General features: G+C 73.9%; 11 protein-coding genes. 4 read left to right on the top strand and 7 right to left on the bottom strand.

The genetic code is table 11. The features are described 5' to 3' along the window. Positions 1-31: 31 nt before the first annotated feature. Entirely contained in the window at positions 32-1,465 is a 1,434-nt protein-coding gene (glnA, locus tag QOZ88_RS20255; RefSeq protein WP_306001509.1) for a type I glutamate--ammonia ligase, read from the bottom strand. A 188-nt stretch (positions 1,466-1,653) separates the two neighbouring features. On the opposite strand from glnA, the gene QOZ88_RS20250 reads away from it, so the two are divergent. Next, a complete protein-coding gene (locus QOZ88_RS20250; RefSeq protein WP_306001508.1) occupies positions 1,654-2,073 on the top strand; it encodes an RDD family protein in 420 nt (139 codons plus the stop codon). Positions 2,074-2,555: 482 nt separating this feature from the next. On the opposite strand, the gene QOZ88_RS20245 is transcribed toward QOZ88_RS20250, so the two are convergent. The 3 genes from QOZ88_RS20245 to QOZ88_RS20235 form a co-directional block, all read right to left on the bottom strand. Continuing rightward, positions 2,556-3,401 (bottom strand): DUF4191 domain-containing protein, encoded by an 846-nt coding sequence (locus QOZ88_RS20245; protein ID WP_306001507.1) that lies wholly within the window; start codon positions 3,399-3,401, stop codon positions 2,556-2,558. A gap of 87 nt (positions 3,402-3,488) precedes the next feature. After that, positions 3,489-4,475: a lipoyl synthase gene (lipA, locus tag QOZ88_RS20240; protein WP_306001506.1), complete on the bottom strand. Its 987-nt coding sequence runs from the start codon at positions 4,473-4,475 to the stop codon at positions 3,489-3,491. A gap of 84 nt (positions 4,476-4,559) precedes the next feature. Further along, complete coding sequence (locus tag QOZ88_RS20235; protein ID WP_306001505.1) at positions 4,560-5,696, bottom strand: hypothetical protein; 1,137 nt, start codon at positions 5,694-5,696, stop codon at positions 4,560-4,562. A gap of 115 nt (positions 5,697-5,811) precedes the next feature. Between QOZ88_RS20235 and QOZ88_RS20230 the strand changes: the two genes are divergently transcribed. Next, positions 5,812-6,741, top strand: a complete 930-nt coding sequence (locus QOZ88_RS20230) for an LLM class F420-dependent oxidoreductase (RefSeq protein ID WP_306001504.1) — start codon at positions 5,812-5,814, stop codon at positions 6,739-6,741. Between the two features lie 16 nt (positions 6,742-6,757). Here QOZ88_RS20230 and QOZ88_RS20225 read toward each other — a convergent pair whose 3' ends face one another. Beyond that, on the bottom strand, positions 6,758-7,825 hold the full coding sequence (locus QOZ88_RS20225; RefSeq protein ID WP_306001503.1) for a class I SAM-dependent methyltransferase: 1,068 nt from the start codon (positions 7,823-7,825) through the stop codon (positions 6,758-6,760). 182 nt (positions 7,826-8,007) lie between these two features. On the opposite strand from QOZ88_RS20225, the gene QOZ88_RS20220 reads away from it, so the two are divergent. Next, positions 8,008-8,709, top strand: coding sequence for a winged helix-turn-helix transcriptional regulator (locus QOZ88_RS20220; RefSeq protein ID WP_306001502.1), 702 nt, complete (start codon positions 8,008-8,010; stop codon positions 8,707-8,709). Positions 8,710-8,713: 4 nt separating this feature from the next. Here QOZ88_RS20220 and QOZ88_RS20215 read toward each other — a convergent pair whose 3' ends face one another. Together QOZ88_RS20215 and QOZ88_RS20210 are read right to left on the bottom strand one after the other, a co-directional pair. Continuing rightward, positions 8,714-10,267, bottom strand: coding sequence for a GGDEF domain-containing protein (locus QOZ88_RS20215; protein WP_306001501.1), 1,554 nt, complete (start codon positions 10,265-10,267; stop codon positions 8,714-8,716). Between the two features lie 60 nt (positions 10,268-10,327). Beyond that, the gene (locus QOZ88_RS20210) at positions 10,328-12,649 is read right to left on the bottom strand and encodes a putative bifunctional diguanylate cyclase/phosphodiesterase (RefSeq protein WP_306001500.1); all 2,322 of its coding nucleotides are present in this window, start codon (positions 12,647-12,649) and stop codon (positions 10,328-10,330) included. Between the two features lie 301 nt (positions 12,650-12,950). Here QOZ88_RS20210 and leuS point away from each other — a divergent pair, with 301 nt between their 5' ends. Beyond that, positions 12,951-15,848: a leucine--tRNA ligase gene (gene leuS, locus QOZ88_RS20205; protein WP_306001499.1), complete on the top strand. Its 2,898-nt coding sequence runs from the start codon at positions 12,951-12,953 to the stop codon at positions 15,846-15,848. The last annotated feature ends 28 nt before the right edge of the window (positions 15,849-15,876 follow it).

The following is a 15,876-nucleotide window of genomic DNA, read 5'->3' as shown; positions in this document are numbered from 1 at the left end:
TGCAGGTCAGAGGCGGTGCCGCCCCCTCGACTCAGATGTCGTAGTACATCGCGAACTCGTGCGGGTGGGGGCGGAGTCGGATCGGGTCGATTTCGTTGGCCCGCTTGTAGTCGATCCACGTCTCGATCAGGTCGGGGGTGAACACCCCGCCGTCGATCAGGTACTCGTGGTCGGTCTCGAGGTTGTCCAGCGCGGCGTCCAGCGACGCGGGCACCTTCTCGATGCCCAGGGCCTCCTCGGGCGGCAGCTCGTAGAGGTCCTTGTCCACCGGGGCCGGCGGCTCGATCTTGTTCTTCACGCCGTCGAGACCGGCCATCAGCATCGCCGAGAAGGCGAGGTAGGGGTTGGCCGACGGGTCGGGCACGCGGAACTCGATGCGCTTGGCCTTCGGGCTGTCCCCGGAGATCGGGATGCGCAGGCAGGCCGAGCGGTTGCGGGCCGAGTAGACGAGGTTGATCGGGGCCTCGTAGCCGGGCACCAGGCGGTGGTAGCTGTTCACCGTCGGGTTGGTGAACGCCAGCAGCGACGGGGCGTGGGCCAGCAGGCCGCCGATGTAGTGGCGGGCCATGTCGGACAGCCCGGCGTACCCGGTCTCGGCGTGGAAGAGCGGCTGCCCGTCCTTCCAGAGGCTCTGGTGGCAGTGCATGCCGGAGCCGTTGTCGCCGAACAGCGGCTTGGGCATGAACGTGGCGGTCTTGCCGTGGGCCCAGGCGGTGTTCTTGATGACGTACTTGAACAGCATGAGGCTGTCGGCCGACCGCAGCAGCGTGTCGAACTTGTAGTTGATCTCGGCCTGGCCGCCGGTGCCCACCTCGTGGTGCCCGCGCTCGAGTTCGAGGCCGACGCCGATGAGGTTCTTCATCATGTCGGCGCGCAGGTCGCTCTGCTGGTCGTAGGGCTCGACCGGGAAGTAGCCGCCCTTGGCGCGGGCCTTGTAGCCCCGGTTCGGGCTGCCGTCGAGCTCGGTGCGGGCCCCGCTGCGCCAGGAGCCCTCCTCCGAGTCGATGTGGTAGTAGCCCTCGTTGATCGAGGTGTCGTACCGGACCGAGTCGAAGACGTAGAACTCCGCCTCGGGGCCGAAGAACGCGGTGTCGGCGATGCCGCTGGCGGCCAGGTAGGCCTCCGCCTTCTTCGCCACGTTGCGCGGGTCGCGGCTGTAGGCCTCGCGCGTGATCGGGTCGTGGATGAAGAAGTTGACGTTCAGCGTCTTGTGCTTGCGGAACGGGTCGACGAACGCGCTGTTGGCGTCCGGCAGGAGCAGCATGTCCGACTCGTTGATCGCCTGGAACCCGCGGATCGAGGAGCCGTCGAAGCCGAGGCCCTCGCTGAACGTGTCCTCGCCGAACGTCGACGCCGGGATGGTGAAGTGCTGCATGACGCCGGGCAGGTCGCAGAAGCGGACGTCGACGAACTCGACGTCGTTGTCGCGGATGTAGGCGGCGACCTCGTCGGGACTGGTGAACATCGATCCTCCGGGTGTGGGCGGACTGCCGGACGGCACGCTACGAGCGGGGAGTTGCCCCGCCGTGTCCCGAGTGTTTCGGGGCGGTAACAACGCGCTGGGCGTGTCGCAGGCGGTGCGGCCCCCTGCAGGGCCGGCCGCGAGCCGGTGAGTGGCGGGGAGCAGGGGGTCCTGTAACTACGCTGGCGGTCATGGTCAGTGATGCCGGACAACCCTCTCAGGCCCCCGCCCGCGGCGCCTCCCTGGGGTTGCCGTCCAGCGGTCCGGGTTCGCTGGCACCGTTCACCCGGCGGGTCGGCGGCTACCTCGTCGACGCCGTCGCCTCCGCGCTGATCGCCTGGGCCTTCACCGCGCCCGCGGGCCCGGGCAACTGGAGCCTGCTGGTGTTCGGCGTCCTCACCGTCGTCACGCTGGTCCTGTTCGGCCAGACCCCGGGGCAACGGGTGCTCGGCATGCGCTTGGCGCACCCGACGCCGGGGGCCCGGCTCGCGCCGTGGCGGGCCGTCGCCCGGACCGCCCTGCTCATGCTCCTGGTGCCGGCGCTGCTGGTCGACGCCGACGGCCGCGGGCTGCACGACCGGCTCACCGGCACCGCCGTCGTCCTCGACTGAATTCGGCAGCACGGTGACGTAGGGGTGGGGAAGACATCGCGCCCCGGACCCCGGTCGGGCCGAGTCTCGCCATGTTCTCCACGCGCGTGCCCTTCCTGCCCAGCCCGGCTGCCCAGAAGGGCACGTCCAGCCGCACCACCGGACGTTGAGCCGCGCAACGGTGCGGCCTGACATCCGGCGGCGCGGCTCAACCCCAGGGGCCTCCCCGCCGGGGATCACCCCGCTGCCGAACCATCCTCGACTGGAGCCGCGGAACCCGGTGGACCTCCGATGACCGGGACGGGAGAACCGGGTTCCGGCCATCGACCGACCTGGGTGTCACCCCGCCCGACCCCGCGTGGGGCGAGCACTTCCAGGCCCGACGATTGGCCGGTCCTCCGGTCGAGGGCACCTTCCGCTACGCCGCCCCCTTCGACCGCGCGTGACGGCCTCCCTGCAGGGACCCGCCGCGGACGTGCGAGCGCTGGGGCAGGGAGGTCCTCTCAGCGGCGGCGGACCTGGCGCTGGCTGACCGACATCTGCCGGCCGCCCGGGAGCGGGCCACCGGGCACCGGCATGCGCGGACCGCCCAGCGCGCTCATCCGCCGGCCGAGGGCGTTGACCTCGGCGGCGCTGAGGTTGCGCGGCAGCTTCATCACGTGGGTGCTCAGCTTCTTCAGGGGCACCTGCCCCTCGGCGTCGCCGATGGTGACGTCGTAGATGGGGGTGTCGCCGACGACGCGGGCGATCTTCTTCTTCTCCTGCGCGATGAGGCCGCGCACCCGGCCGGGGGAGCCCTCACCGACGAGGACGATGCCCGGGCGGCCGAGCACCCGGTGGACGGCGTCCAGTTGCGGCGTGCCGGCGACGCCGGAGGTGACCCGCCAGTCGCCGCGCATGCCCTCCAGCACCCAGGCGGCCGCGCCCGGCTGGCCCTCGACCTGGGTGTAGGCCGAGCGCTGGGCGCGGCGCCCGAAGACGATGAGCGCCGCGAGAGCGCCGAAGAGCAGCGCGAGCGGGATGAAGAGGAACGGCGCGCCGAGCAGGATGCCGATCAGCTCGACCACGGCGGCGGCCGCGACGAACCAGATCAGCATGATCCAGGGGAGCTTTGGGTCGTTGCGCCGCGTCAGGCCGTAGGCCTGCTTGATCATGCTGCCCTGGCTGCGCATCTTCTTCAGACGGCCGACCTTCGGCTGGCCGTTCTTGTCGAGCTTGGGGGCCTTGCCGGTCCTGCCGGCCTTGCCCGAGCCCGTGGCGGTCGCGCCCGAGCTTCGGCCACCGTCCTTCGGGGTGCGTCCGGCATCGCCGCCCGGAGCGGTGGGGTCAGAGGACTTGCTGCGCGCCATGTCCCCAGGATAGAAGAAGGCCCCTCCTGACCCCCGAGGCTCGCTCGCTCGCGTCGGGACCCTGCCGGAGAACCGGGGGTGGCGAGGTCACACCGTCGGCGTCAGACCTCGCGCCTCGATCGCCTGCTGGTACAGCCGCCCGGCGCGGTAGGAGCTGCGCACCAGCGGCCCGGCCAGCACGCCCGGGAAGCCGATCGCCTCGGCGTCCTTCTGGAACTGCACGAACTCGTCGGGCTTGACCCAGCGGACGACGGGGTGGTGCCGGGGCGAGGGGCGCAGGTACTGCGTGATGGTCAGCAGGTCGCAGCCGGCGTCGTGCAGGGCCTGCATCGTCTCGACGACCTCGTGCGGCTCCTCGCCCATCCCGAGGATGAGGTTGGACTTGGTGACCAGCCCGGCCTCCCGCGCGGCGGTGAGGACCGACAGCGAACGCTCGAACCGGAAGCCGGGGCGGATGCGCTTGAAGATCCGCGGCACGGTCTCGACGTTGTGGGCGAGCACCTCGGGCCGGGAGGAGAACACCTCGGCCAGCTGCTCGGGGTCGGCGTTGAAGTCGGGGATCAGCAGCTCGACCCCGCAGCCGGGGAGCTGGGCGTGGATCTGGCGCACCGTCTCGGCGTACAGCCACGCGCCGCCGTCGGGCAGGTCGTCGCGGGCCACGCCGGTGACAGTGGCGTACCGCAGGCCCATCGTGGCGACGCTCTCGGCCACGCGGCGGGGCTCGTCGGCGTCGAAGTCCGCGGGCTTGCCGGTGTCGATCTGGCAGAAGTCGCAGCGGCGGGTGCACTGGTCGCCACCGATGAGGAACGTCGCCTCCCGGTCCTCCCAGCACTCGTAGATGTTGGGGCAGCCGGCCTCCTCGCAGACCGTGTGCAGGCCCTCGCGCCGGACCAGGGACTTCAGCTCGGTGTACTCCGGGCCGGTCTTGAGCCGGGTCTTGATCCAGTCCGGCTTGCGCTCGATGGGCACCTGGCTGTTGCGCACCTCGAGGCGCAGCAGCTTGCGGCCGGCGGGCTCGATCCGGGAGTCCTGGACGGGGGGCTGCTCAGGGTTCCTCGCCGGTGCCTCGCTCATGATCCCCACCGTACTCGCGACAGACACCGCAGCCCCCGTCGCGCGAGGCGGCGGGGGCTGCGGTGGGAGACCGGCGTCGAGCGGTCAGACCTGCTTGTCGTCGGGCCCGGCGGTCGGGCCCTCCTGGGCGCCGCCCCCGGAGGAGAAGGGCTCCGGCGTGTTCTTGATGTCCTCGCTGGCGCTGTCGGCGCCGTCGCCGTCGACGAACTGGGCGTCGCGGACGCCCATGTCCGACTCGTTCGGCGAGGAGTCACCGGCGGTGAACTGCGCGTCGGAGACCGTCTTGCCGGACTCGCTGGAACTCGGGGAGCTGGGCACGGGGTCCTCTCGGTAGCTGGGCACCGGGCCGTCGCCGGCCGGAGCGGGCGTCCACGACTCCTGCTTGCTGCGCCGGAGGAGGACGAAGGCGGCGGTACCCGCGGCCAGCAGCGCCAACACCCACGGCCAGCGGCGCGGCTCGGGCTCCACGCCCGCCCGGCGCTTGACGGCGGTGGCGCTGGCGAGCGCCGCCGTCTCGAACTCGCGGCGCTTCTTCGCGGCGTTCTTGCGCGCCTTCTTCGCGTTCTTGCGCGCCTTCCGCGTGGACTCGGCGGCCGCGGCGGCCAGCTCGGCGCGGCGCGCGTCGAGCTCGCTGCGGGCGCTGTCCACCCCGGCGGCGAGCGTGCCGCGAGCGCTCTCCAGCGCCGGCGACACCGCCTCGCGGGCCGCGACCACCCGCGGGGTGGCGTAGGCCAGCGCCGCGGCCTGCGCGGCGGTGAGGCGCGGGCCGACGTCCTCCCGGAGGGCCTTCTGGGCGGCCTCCACCCGTGGGGCGAGGTCGGTCGCGGCCCGGTTGGCCGCCAGCTGGGCCGCGGCGAGGGAGGCGGCGACCCGGGGCGCCGCTGCCTCGCGGGCCGCGTCCACGCGGGGCCCGAGGGCTTCCCGCGCCGCGTCCACGCGGGGCCCGAGGGCCTCGCGGGCCGCGTCCACGCGGGGCCCGAAGGCATCCCGTGCCGCGTCCACCCGCGGCCCGAGCGTGTCGCGCGCGGAGGCGACGGCCGGGGCGGCGACGGCGGCCGCGGCGGCCACCTTCGGTGCCACGGCGCGCTGGGCTGCCTCCACGCGTGGAGCGAGTTGTTCGGCGGCGGCGCGACCTGCTTCGGTCACCGCCGTCCCCAGGTGGGCCAGGCCCTCCTGCACTTCGGCGCTGATGACTTCGCCGCGCGTCTTCTTCCGGAACACGTGCTGCACCTCCGAGTTGACGTCTGGCGATCATCCTGCCCGGTCCGGCCGTCGCGCACACCCCGAGGGGGCAGCCGGATGAACACCCGGACGTGGTGCTGGTTACGGTCCGGCGGTGCAGTTGCGCATCTTCACCGAGCCGCAGATGGGCGCCACGTACGACGACCTGCTGGCCGTCGCCCGGCGCACGGAGGAGACGGGCTTCGACGCCTTCTTCCGTTCCGACCACTACCTGACCATGGGGGGCGACGGCCTGCCCGGGCCCACCGACGCCTGGATCACGCTGGCCGGGCTCGCCCGGGAGACCAGCCGCATCCGGCTGGGCACGCTCATGACCGCGGGCACGTTCCGGCTCCCCGGCCCGCTGGCGATATCGGTCGCGCAGGTCGACGCGATGAGCGGTGGACGGGTGGAGCTCGGGATCGGCTCCGGTTGGTTCGAGGCCGAGCACACCGCCTACGGCATCCCGTTCCCGGCGCTGGGGGAGCGGTTCGACCGGTACGAGGAGCAGCTCGCCGTCATCACCGGGCTGTGGGCCACGCCCGTGGGCGAGACCTTCGACTTCGACGGGCGGCACTACCGGCTCTCCGGTTCGCCGGCGCTGCCCAAGCCGGTGCAGGACGGCGGCGTGCCGGTCCTCGTCGGCGGCAGGGGGAAGCGGCGCACCCCGCGGCTGGCGGCCCGGTACGCGCACGAGTTCAACGTGCCGTTCATGCCCGCCGACGAGAACGCCCGCCTGTTCGCCGGGGTGCGGGAGGCCTGCGAGGAGGCCGGTCGCGACCCGTCGTCCATGGTGTTCAGCTCGGCGCTGGTGCTCTGCGTCGGCAGGGACGAGGCCGAGCTCGCCCGCCGCGCCGCGGCCATCGGGCGCGACGTCGACGAGCTCCGCGAGCACGGCGTCGCCGGCACCCCGGCGGAGGCGGTCGAGGTGCTGGGCCGCTACGCCGAGGCGGGGGCCGAGCGCGTGTACCTGCAGGTCCTCGACCTCTCCGACCTCGACCACCTCGACCTGGTGGCGAGCGAGGTGGCGCCCCAGCTCCCCTGAGGCGCCACCCGCCCGCCTACGGACGGCGGCCGTACGTCAGCGCGTGCATCGGTGTCAGCTGCACCGACCCCAGGTCGGTGAACCCGTGGCGGGTGAGTAGCTCGTCGTAGGCCGCGCGGGGGAGCAGCTGGTCATCGATCTGCGCCTCGAAGAACTGGATGCCGCTCATGATCCGGCCGGGGACCGTGCGCAGGCCCTCGTCGGTGTCGGGGAACGGGAAGTCGGAGATCACGAACCAGCCCCCCGGCTCCAGGGCGGCCTGCACGTTCTCGGCCACCCGGTCGATGTCGCGGCACTCGTGCATCGAGATGTTGTTGACGACGACGCGCGCCGGGGTCTCCAGCGCCATGTCCTCCAGGGCGCTGTGCACCAGCTCCACCCGGCCGCCCAGCCCTGCGTCGTCCACGCGGGCCCGGGCGAGGTCGAGCGAGTGCCGGTCGCCGTCGACGCCGACGACCGCGCAGCGCGGGTAGGTGGTGGCCAGCCGCACCAGACCGGCACCCGCGCCGCACGCCGTGTCGACCACCCGGCAGCCCGCCGCCAGCGCCTCGGCGAGGCCCGGCACGCGCTCGAGCCCGCCGGGTACCAGCCGGGTGTAGAAGGGCGTCCCGGTGCCCGAGACCGCGGCGATCCACGCCGGGCTGGTGTCCTCCCACCACATGCGTTCGCCGCTGGCGAAGGCCTGCTCGAACCGGCCGAAGACCTCGTGCGCCTCCAGCACGCCGAAGACCCCGCCGACGTAGGCCGGAGAGGTGCTGTCGAGCAGGAGCGTGGCCATGTGCGGCGCGAGCCGGAAGCCGGTGCCCGCGCGGTCCAGGATCCCCGCCCCCACGGCGGCGCGGCACCAGACGGAGACGTAGAAGGGATCGAGGTCCAGGGCCCCGGCGAGCTCGTCGGCGGTGGCACCCGGGTGCTCGGCGAGCCTGCCCAGCAGGCCCGCACGCAGCCCGATCGCCACGGTGCGGTGCCCCACGTAGCCGGCGATCAGCGACAGGACGGTCGGGGCGGTGTCGGCCAGGCTGGGGCCCGGAGCGGCGGCGGTCGGGGTCGCCGGGGTCGCCGGGCTCGGCGCGGTGGTGGTCATGGTGGCCTCCTGGGGGATGGGGACGGTGGCCCCGTCACCGTCCCGCCGTCCCGCTCCCCGGCTCCAGTGCTGGATGTGAACCGCACCGGTACTCGGTCTGTACCGCGGCCCGCGGCCCTTCCGGGAAGCGGCGGGCGGTCCTACCGTTCGTGTCGCACGGGGACGTCGGGAGGGATCCCGCCATGCCCTCGCAGTACGGCCAGTTCTGCCCGGTGGCCAAGGCCATGGAGCTGCTCGATGAACGGTGGACGCTGCTCGTCGTCCGCGAGCTGATGCTCGGCAGCCGGCACTTCAACGCCCTGCGCCGGGGCCTGCCCCGGATGTCGCCCGCGCTGCTCTCGAAGCGGCTGCACACGCTGGTCCGCGCCGGCGTGGTGGAGCGGTGGGAGGACGGCAACCGGGTCACCTACCGGCTCACCGAGTCCGGCCGCGAGCTCGAGCCGATCGTGGACGCGCTGGGCCGCTGGGGCATCCGGTGGATCCCCGAGCTCGGCGACGCCGACCTCGACCCGCACCTCCTGTTGTGGGACATCCACCGCAACGTCGACACCGAGGCGGTGCCCGACGGCCGCACGGTGATCGTCTTCTCGTTCCCCGAACGGGCGACCGCGCGGCGCTGGTGGCTGGTGATCGCCGCGGACGGGGTCGACGTCTGCGACGTCGACCCCGGCTTCCCGGTGCGGGTGACCGTGCAGGCCGACCTGCGGACCCTCACGCGCGTGTGGCGCGGTGACCTCGCGTGGTCCGAGGCGCTCGGCTCCGGGGCCGTGCTGCTGCGCGGTGAACCGCAGGCCTGCCGGGCGCTCCCGCGGTGGCTGCGGCTGTCCTCGGTCGCCCTGACGCCACGGCCGGGCGGCAGCCCGCAACCGGTCGCCGCCCGGTGACCTCTCAGCCGGAGGGTGCGACGTCGGCCCCGGCGGCCGGCGACGTGGCCGGGGACCGAGGTGACGGCACCTGGTCGCCTGTCCCCGGGGCGTGGTGCCGCACCCCGCCGCCGGCGCCCTTCGCGGCGTACATGGCCACGTCCGCGCACCGCAGCAGCGCGGCGGGCTCGGCGGCGTCCCGGGGGGCGAGGGCGAGGCCGATGCTCACGCCCACCCGCACCGGTACGCCGGCGACGGTCACGGGGCGGCGCACGACCTCGGCCAGCCGCTCGGCGCACTCGGGGGCGACGTCGGGGTCCGTGGTGTCGAGCACCACCACGAACTCGTCGCCGCCCAGGCGGGCGACCAGGTCGGTGGGCCGCAGCGCCGCCTGCAGACGCTGGCTCAACCGGCGCAGCAACTCGTCGCCGGCCTCGTGCCCCAGGCCGTCGTTGACCGCCTTGAACCCGTCGAGGTCGAGCAGCAGCACGCCGGTGGGCCGGGCGGCGCCCAGGTCCGCCTCCAGGCGGCGCATCAGGGACCGGCGGTTGGGCAGACCGGTCAGGTCGTCGGTGCCGGCCTGGCGGCCGGCCTCGTGCAGGGCCCGGCCCTCCGCGAAGGTCACCGCGCTGCGCACGAGGAAGGCCGCCAGGCAGGCCAGGGCGCAGATCTCGTCGGGCCCGGTGCGGCCGTCGCCCCACCGGGCGCCGAGCACCGCCAGCGAGCCCACCGCGCACCCCAGGGGGATCGCCAACGACCGCCAGCGGACGCGGTGCTCCGGCACGTCCGGGGCGCGCCGGCGGGGCCGGGTCAGCCACGCGCCCGCAGCGGTCAGGCTGGCGTTGACCATCCAGAGGAGGTCCAGCGGTCCGCCCGGGACGTATCCGCCGGCTGCCTGCTCCCGGGCCAGCAGAAGGTCGCCGGCGAACTTCACGGCCACGATGACGCAGACGGTGGTGAGGACGAGGTCGGCCCGGTGCCCGATCATCGCCAGGACCGCGCCGACGAGCGCCAGCAGCAGCACGTCGGCGACCGGGTAGGCCAGGTTCACGGCCACGCCGAGTGCGGACATGTCCGCGGCCCCGACGCCCGGGTCGAGGACCGCGACGGCGACCGCGGTGGCACCCAGGGCGCCGACCAGGCCGTCGAGCCACGTGCCGGGACGGGGGCGGGCGAGCCGGGCGTGCACCATCAGCACCGGGGTGGCGAACAGCGCCGGGTAGGCGGCGAGCCACAAGGCGTCGGCGGCCGAGGGGAACGGCGGGTCCGGGTTCCCGGCCAGCAGCGCCCGGTGGACGAGGTCGCCGGCCAGGTTGCAGAGCCAGGCGGCGCCGGCGGCCCACCAGACGAACCGCTCCGCGGGCACCCGCCGGGCCGCCCGCAGGCAGACCGCGACCGCCAGCAGCGGGGCCGCGACGGCGAGCGCACCCGAGTCGACGAGGTCCGCCGCCGGCGTCCCCGGGGACTGCCACACGCCCAGGGCGAAGACGGCCGTGCAGACGAAGGTGGCCGCCACCACCAGCCGCCAACCCACCTCCGACCAGCCGGTTCCCGTCGTGTCCGGTCGATCGGCGCGCACGCGGGCACCTTGGCACATCGACGGCTGCGGTCGCGGTGAACCCCGGTCCGACGCGCGCATTCAGGCGCGGGTCCGTTCCGCCGGCCCACGGGGGGCGGGGAGCGCCGGGCGGGCCGTGCCCGTCCGGGTGCGGCCGGCCAGCCAGTCGAGGAACTGCTCGACCGGCATGGGCCGGGCGATCGCCCAGCCCTGGGCGACGTCGCAGCCGAGCGAGGCGAGCACCACCTTCGTCTCGTCGTCCTCCACGCCCTCGGCGACCAGGGTCAGCCCCAGGTCGTGGGCGAGGGCCACGGTGTGCTGGACGATCGCCGTCGCCCGGTGGTCGCGGCCCACGTCGGCGGTGAGGCTGCGGTCGAGCTTGAGCTCGTCGGCCGGCAGGTGGCGCAGGTAGGCCAGGGAGCTGTACCCGGTGCCGTAGTCGTCGATCGACGTGCGGACGCCGAGCCGGCGCAGCTCGCCCAGCACCGTGCGGCCGCGGTCGGGGTCGGCCATGAGCGTGTCCTCGACCAGTTCGAGGGTGAGCGCCTCGGCCGGGAGGCCGTGCGCGCGGAGCAGCCGCGAGACGGTGGCCGGGAGATCGGGGTCGGTCACGTTGGCGGCCGAGAGGTTCACCGACACCGGCACCGCCCGCTCGGGCCACCACCGGGTCGCCGCGGTCAGGGCGAGCCCGAGGACGGCGTCGGTGAGCGGCTGCATGAGACCGGCCTGCTCCGCGGCGGGCAGGACGACGGCGGGCGAGAGCAGCCCGCGCACGGGGTGCTCCCACCGCACGAGCGCCTCGACGCCGACCACCTCCCCGCCGCCCAGCGCCACCTGCGGCTGCAGGTGCACGACCAGCTGCCCCTCGTCGAGGGCGGTCCGGAGGTCCTCCATGGTGCGCAGCCGGTCGCCGGAGCCGCTGCCGGGATCGGGCACGTAGGAGCGCACCCCCTCGCGGGCGTTCTTCGCCGCGTACATCGCCACGTCGGCGCAGCGCAGCAGCTCGGTCACGGTGGCGGCCGGCGCCGGCCCGGTGGCGATGCCGACGCTGACCCCGACGTGCAGCCGCTCGCCCAGGACGACGAACGGCTCCAGCAGGCGGGCGCGCAGCCGCTCGGCGCGCGCGGTGGCGCCGTCGACCCCGGTGCCGGGCAGGAGGACGGCGAACTCGTCGCCGCCGAGGCGGGCGATCAGCTCGCCGGGACCGAGCGCGGGCCGCAGCCGCGGGCCGATCTGCCGCAGCAGGTCGTCACCGGCGGCGTGGCCCAGGCTGTCGTTGACCTCCTTGAACCCGTCGAGGTCGAGCAGCAGCAGGGCGACCGGCCGGCCGGTGCCCGGGGTGAGCGCCGTCCGGGCGTGCTCGAGCAGCGCCCGCCGGTTGGGCAGGCCGGTCAGCTCGTCGGTGCGGGCCTGCTCGCGGATCTCGTGCAGCCCGCGCAGCTCCTGGACGGACATGGCCGTGCGCGCGAGGGTGGCGAGCAGGCAGATGACGGCGGCCCAGCCGGCGACGTCCAGGCCGGCCGAACCCCAGGTCGACACGAGGACGACGACGCTCATCGCGCTGGCGCCGAGGGGGACGAAGGCCACCCGCCAGCTCAACCGCGCCACCGGGTCCGCGTCGGCGGGCTCGATGCCCGGCGTGCGCCCGGCGACGTGGGCTGCCAGCGCGGTGAACGCCGCGCCGGCCAGCCAGGTGAGCGTCAGCGGGCCGTCGACGACGACGTCCCCGTCCACCAGGCGCTTCAGCATGAGGGCGTCGGCCGCGAGGGTGCACAGCAGGCCGGCGACGAACAGCACCAGCGGCCAGTCGCGGCGGAAACCCATGACGGCGCAGACGGCGGAGACAGCGGCCAGGAGGAGGGTGTCGGCGACCGGGTACAGCTGCGCCACCGCGAGCCGGCCGTCGGCCGGGGCCGACGCGATCGACGGCAGCAGGGTGACGGCGAAGATCACCGCACCGCAGGCCCCGGTCAGCGCGTCGAACCACATGCTCGGGTGCGGCTTCCCGACCCGGGACCGCACCACCCCGACGAGGGCCACCCCCATCGCCGGGTAGGCCGGTGCCCAGAGAACTACGGTCAACCACGTCGGGACGACGCCGAGCGCGGGCTCGAGGACGAGGGCGTAGAGGGTCGTGCTCAGCGCCACGGCGACGAGCGCGACCGCCAATGCGTTCCAGACCAGCCGGTCGTCGCGCCGGTGCACCGCGGTGCGCCGGCAGACGGCCGCGCCGAACACGTAGACGGCGTCGTAGACCACCAGGTCGTAGGCGAGCGCGACCGCGTTCGCGGACGGGCGCCACAGCTCACCCGTCGCGTAGGCGGCCACGGCGCCCAGGCAGGCGAGCAGCAGCCCACCCGTCCGGGGACGGCCACGGCCGGCGTGCTCGTCGGAGGCGTCCACGGTCGGGTCATCGGTCGCGGGACGAGGCGCGGCGAGACGAATCCGTCTGGTATGGCCCCAAGGGGTGACGACGCCCGCCACTCCGCATCCGCCCCGGTGGACGCCGAGCCCACCGGCGCCCGCGGCCGGTCGCGGGCGGCCAGGCGGTACGCTCGGGCGCGTGACCGGGCGGCTCCTGCTTCTCCGGCCGTGCTGACCAGACATCCCTCTCACAGCACGGCGACCCCTCCTGCGTGAGGGGTTTTTTGTTGCCCACCACCGGTACCGCACCGCGCGCACGACGATCCGGGAGCACGAGACGATGAGCCAGACCGACAGCCGCAGCACCGAGGCCACGGGCGGCGGGGTGGGCGGGGACATTCCCCGGCACCGGTACACCCCGGCGCTGGCCCAGCAGATCGAGCTGGCCTGGCAGGACCGGTGGGAGGCCGAGGGCACCTTCCACACGCCCAACCCGGTCGGTCGGCTGAGCGCGGGCTTCGAGCGGGTCGCCGACCGGCCGAAGTTCTTCGCGATGGACATGTTCCCGTACCCCTCGGGCGCGGGCCTGCACGTCGGCCACCCGCTGGGCTACCTCGGCACCGACGTCACGAGCCGGTTCCGCCGCATGGACGGCGACAACGTGCTGCACCCCATGGGCTACGACGCCTTCGGCCTGCCGGCGGAGCAGTACGCCGTCCAGACCGGGCAGCACCCCCGGATCACCACCGAGGCCAACATCGCCGCGATCAGCGCGCAGCTGCGGCGGCTGGGCGTCGACCACGACCAGCGCCGCACCTTCGCGACGATCGACCCGGGCTACTACAAGTGGACCCAGTGGATCTTCCTGCAGATCTTCGGCTCCTGGTTCGACGCGGACGCGGGCCGGGCGCGGCGCATCGAGGAGCTGGTCGCCGAGCTGGACGCCGGCACCCGCGAGCCGGGCGAGGGCACCAATTCCTACGGCCGCCCCTGGGCCGAGCTGGACGAGGTGCAGCGGGGCGTCGTCGTCGACGCGCACCGGCTGGCCTACCTGCACGAGGCGCCGGTCAACTGGTGCCCCGGCCTGGGCACCGTGCTGTCGAACGAGGAGGTCACGCCGGACGGGCGGTCCGAGCGCGGCAACTTCCCCGTCTTCCGGCGTCCGCTCAAGCAGTGGATGATGCGGATCACCGCCTACGCCGACCGGCTGCTGGCCGACCTGGACCGGCTGGACTGGTCGGACTCCCTCAAGCTGATGCAGCGCAACTGGATCGGGCGGTCCACGGGTGCGCGCATCCGCTTCGCCGTGGGGGAGGAGACCATCGAGGTCTTCACCACCCGGCCCGACACCCTGTTCGGCGCCACCTACATGGTGCTGGCGCCGGAGCACCCGCTGGTCGGGCAGCTGACCGCGGACGCCTGGCCCGACGGCACCGACCCGCGCTGGACCGGCGGCGCCGCCACCCCGGCCGAGGCGGTGCGGGAGTACCAGCGGCAGGCCTCGCGCCGGTCGGAGCTGGACCGCCAGGACGCCGGCCGGGAGAAGACCGGCGTCTGGCTGGGCGCCACCGCGGTCAACCCGGTGAACGGCCGCGACCTGCCGGTCTTCATCGCCGACTACGTGCTCACCGGCTACGGCACCGGCGCGATCATGGCCGTGCCCGGCGAGGACACCCGCGACTTCGAGTTCGCCGAGGCCTTCGGGCTGCCCGTCGTCCGCACCGTGCAGCCGCCCGCGGACTTCGAGGGCGGCGCGTACACCGGCCCCGGCCGGATGATCAACTCCGCCAACGACGAGATCTCGCTGGACGGGCTGGACAAGGCCGAGGCGATCGCCCGCATCACCGAGTGGCTGGTGGCGAAGGGCTCCGGCGAGGCGACCACCACCTACAAGCTGCGCGACTGGCTGTTCAGCCGCCAGCGCTACTGGGGCGAACCGTTCCCGATCGTCTACGACGAGCACGACCGCCCCGTCGCCGTGCCCCGGTCGATGCTCCCGGTGCTGCTGCCCGAGGTCGACGACTACTCGCCCAAGACGTTCGACGACGACGACGCCGACTCCGCCCCCGAGCCGCCGCTGTCGCGCGCGTCGGAGTGGACGACGGTCGAGCTGGACCTGGGCGACGGGCCGAAGAAGTACCGCCGCGAGACCAACACGATGCCCAACTGGGCCGGGTCCTGCTGGTACTACCTGCGCTACCTGGACCCGGGCGACGACGAGCGCATGGTCGACCCGGAGCTGGAGCGGTACTGGATGGGGCCGCGGGAGCCCGGCGACACCGGCGGCGTGGACCTGTACGTCGGCGGCGTCGAGCACGCGGTCCTGCACCTGCTGTACGCCCGCTTCTGGCACAAGGTGCTGTTCGACCTGGGCCACGTCTCCAGCGAGGAGCCGTTCCGCCGGCTGGTGAACCAGGGCTACATCTCCGCCTACGCCTACACCGACGAGCGCGGGTTCTACGTGCCCGCGGCCGAGGTGGTGGAGCGGGACGGGCAGTTCCTGTTCGAGGGGAAGCCGGTCAACCGCGAGTACGGGAAGATCGGCAAGAGCCTGAAGAACATGGTGACGCCGGACGAGATGATCGGCGCCTACGGAGCCGACACCTTCCGGGTCTATGAGATGTCGACCGGGCCGCTGGAGCAGTCGCGGCCGTGGGAGACCAAGGCCGTCGTCGGCTCGCAGCGGCTGCTGCAGCGGATCTGGCGGGTCGTCGTCGACGAGGAGACCGGCGCGGTCCGGGCTGCCGACGTCGAGCCGGCCGAGGAGACGCTGCGTGCGCTGCACAGGGCGATCGACGGCGTCCGCGACGGCTACGCCACGCTGCGGTTCAACATCGCCATCGCCCGCATCACCGAGCTGACCAATCACCTCACGCAGACCTACGGTGCCGACCGGCCGGTGCCCCGGTCGGTCGCCGACCCCCTGGTGCTGATGGTCGCCCCGCTGGCACCCCACCTGGCCGAGGAGCTGTGGTCCCGGCTGGGCCACGAATCGTCTTCGGCGTGGGCACCGTTCCCGGTGGCCGACGAGCGGTGGCTGGTCGAGGACACGGTGCAGGTCGCCGTCCAGGTGAACGGCAAGGTGAGGTCGCAGGTGCAGGTTCCCGCGGACGCCGACGCGGCTGCGCTCGAGGCCGCCGCGCGGGCCGACGAGAAGATCGCCGGCTACCTGGGCGGGGCGACGATCCGCCGGGTCGTCGCCGTCCCCGGCCGGCTGGTCAACTTCGTCCTGGGCTGATGGTCCGCGGCCGGTGTGCAGTGCGGCG

This window comes from Blastococcus carthaginiensis (assembly GCF_030731085.1).
Classification (GTDB): domain Bacteria; phylum Actinomycetota; class Actinomycetes; order Mycobacteriales; family Geodermatophilaceae; genus Blastococcus; species Blastococcus carthaginiensis.
This window is presented reverse-complemented; position numbering and strand designations above follow the sequence as displayed.

Bases quoted from the DNA above. Each gene is read 5' to 3' on its own strand.
- leuS (WP_306001499.1), top strand. From the start codon at position 12,951: ATGAGCCAGACCGACAGCCGCAGCACCGAGGCCACGGGCGGCGGGGTG.
- glnA (WP_306001509.1), bottom strand. From the start codon at position 1,465: ATGTTCACCAGTCCCGACGAGGTCGCCGCCTACATCCGCGACAACGAC.
- QOZ88_RS20245 (WP_306001507.1), bottom strand. From the start codon at position 3,401: ATGGCGCGCAGCAAGTCCTCTGACCCCACCGCTCCGGGCGGCGATGCC.
- QOZ88_RS20250 (WP_306001508.1), top strand. From the start codon at position 1,654: ATGGTCAGTGATGCCGGACAACCCTCTCAGGCCCCCGCCCGCGGCGCC.
- QOZ88_RS20225 (WP_306001503.1), bottom strand. From the start codon at position 7,825: ATGACCACCACCGCGCCGAGCCCGGCGACCCCGGCGACCCCGACCGCC.
- QOZ88_RS20220 (WP_306001502.1), top strand. From the start codon at position 8,008: ATGCCCTCGCAGTACGGCCAGTTCTGCCCGGTGGCCAAGGCCATGGAG.
- lipA (WP_306001506.1), bottom strand. From the start codon at position 4,475: ATGAGCGAGGCACCGGCGAGGAACCCTGAGCAGCCCCCCGTCCAGGAC.